Genomic DNA, 1,866 nt, shown 5'->3' on the forward strand with positions numbered 1-1,866 from the left:
GGAAATCCCCGCGGTAAAAGCTTCAGGCAGTTCCGTCGTGAAGATAGGAGTACCCGTCAGCGCAGAAACCTTTTCCTGGAAATTCGCGATACGCCTTGGGGACGAGCCGTGACAATTGCACGTCCGTGAGTTCGTCGAACTGCTCGGGCGAAATCGGCGCCTCAGCGCAGCATGTACGACCTTACTGGTTTCGCAAATGGTCATCATGACGCCTAACGTTTGAGATGAGGGGGCCAGGTGGCTTCAGGAGAGCCATTGAATGGCCAGCATCACAAAGAGCAATAACCAGACCGTTGAGCTCAACACAGCGGTAAGCCAGTTTGTCCATTTAATGCTCCCCGGGTACATGCGGCCCAAAACAACGGGGCTTGACGCTGCGTCGTAGAGCGACCAGCCACCTATGGCGGTAAAAACGGCCAGGCCCCACAGGCTTCCTTTTGATGCCGAACTGAAAGAAACCGCCGCAATGGTTGTGGCCAGGGCGAACCAGACAACGCTGATCCAGAGGAATCCTCTGGCCATGTCACCTTTTTCCGCCGGCGCCATCGAAGGCTCGACTTTCTCTACAGCGGCGAGCAATTCCGGCAAGGGTTGCCTGGACCGAAGCGACGCCAGAAGCAATACGGCCTGGACGCCAGACCACGCGAGAAAGATGAACAGGGCTTGAGTTGTTGATGGCATATGCGAAGCACTTAAGGTTTGCGCGCCCACTCGAAGCGAGGCTCAGGCCTGTGATGCGAGACGACCGAGGTCATTAGAGAAAACTTGTATGAAGCGCGTTAGGGCTTAACGTCTTCCCATACCGCTGGGTCATCGGCCCATTCCAGCAGTAACCCCGCCCTCGATGCAAGCATGGGGGCGAGTTCTTCCATGTTCTCTCCCGTACCAATGACCAACGTTGGGTGCCGCTCCCCACGCGCCATGCATCGAGCCGCGTCCTGCCAGAGTGAAGCGATGGCATGTACCGCCTCCCGTGGAGTTCCAGCCTTGCTTGAGGAAACATAGTCGTTCGGCATATCGCCAGAGATAGCCCACCAGCCCACCGAACCAGGGCTCTCAAGACTTTCGACGGTCCAAACTGAGACATAGGGGGCAAGGTGCCATGCCGGCTCCACGCCGATTCGGCCATGCACCAAGCCTTCGCGCTGCAAGTATTCGGATACTTCAGCACGACGCTCTGCACACCACTGGGTTTCAACTTCGGGGTTGTCGTAATCGGGCATTGTTAGGGCCTAACATTTGGGCTGAGTGGACTGTAGCAGCAGCCGCGCGGAACCGGAATTAACAGCGCGGTGTCGCGTGGCCTGCTGTTGAGGGTCCGCTCAAATGATAGGTTACTCTCGGCAAGATCCCCTAAGGCTGCAGGAATGCCTGTTCCCAGCAGGAACCGACGCGGGAATAGGTCGTGCGCGCATGCAGGCGGCTCTCTTTGAATTCCAGAAATTCAATATGCTCGGCCCGGAGTCTGAATCCGCCCCAATTCGCGGGGCGAGCGATTGGCTTGCCTTCGTACGCAGCGACGGCGCGTCCGTATTGGTCTGAAAGCGACTCCAGGCTTGCGAGCGGACGGCTCTGCTGGAAGGTCGCCGTGGCGATCTGGGCATCGCGCAGGCGGCTCGCCCAATGCCCATCGGCTTCCTGTTCCGGAATCGCCATGCAAACACCCTTGATGCGCACCTGCGTGGCGATGTGCTCCCACCACAGCGTGATGCCGGTTTTTGGGTTGYGGGCAATGTCCAGGGCCTTGCCTGAATCCAGGTGCGTGCAAAAGACGAACCCCGCCTCCTCCGCTTCCTTCAGGTCAACGAACCGCGAACTGGGGTATCCATCCGGGTCGATGGTAGAGACACACACCGCGTTCCTGTG

At 58.4% G+C, this 1,866-nt stretch carries 3 protein-coding genes; all 3 read right to left on the reverse strand.

Annotated elements, in window-relative coordinates; translation table 11 throughout:
- Positions 1 to 243: 243 nt before the first annotated feature.
- Positions 244 to 711 carry a hypothetical protein gene (locus AC1D0Z_RS20710; RefSeq protein WP_477660045.1) on the reverse strand — a complete coding sequence of 156 codons (468 nt, stop codon included), beginning with the start codon at positions 709 to 711 and terminating at the stop codon, positions 244 to 246.
- Between the two features lie 68 nt (positions 712 to 779).
- Positions 780 to 1,223 carry a DUF4826 family protein gene (locus AC1D0Z_RS20715; protein ID WP_477660046.1) on the reverse strand — a complete coding sequence of 148 codons (444 nt, stop codon included), beginning with the start codon at positions 1,221 to 1,223 and terminating at the stop codon, positions 780 to 782.
- A 130-nt stretch (positions 1,224 to 1,353) separates the two neighbouring features.
- A partial coding sequence (locus AC1D0Z_RS20720) for a pyridoxine/pyridoxamine 5'-phosphate oxidase (RefSeq protein ID WP_477660047.1) occupies positions 1,354 to 1,866 on the reverse strand: 513 nt, incomplete at its 5' end.

This window comes from Polaromonas sp. P1_E3 (assembly GCF_056405935.1).

Excerpts from the sequence above, each read along its gene's own strand:
- AC1D0Z_RS20715 (WP_477660046.1), bottom strand. The coding sequence starts at position 1,223 with ATGCCCGATTACGACAACCCCGAAGTTGAAACCCAGTGGTGTGCAGAG.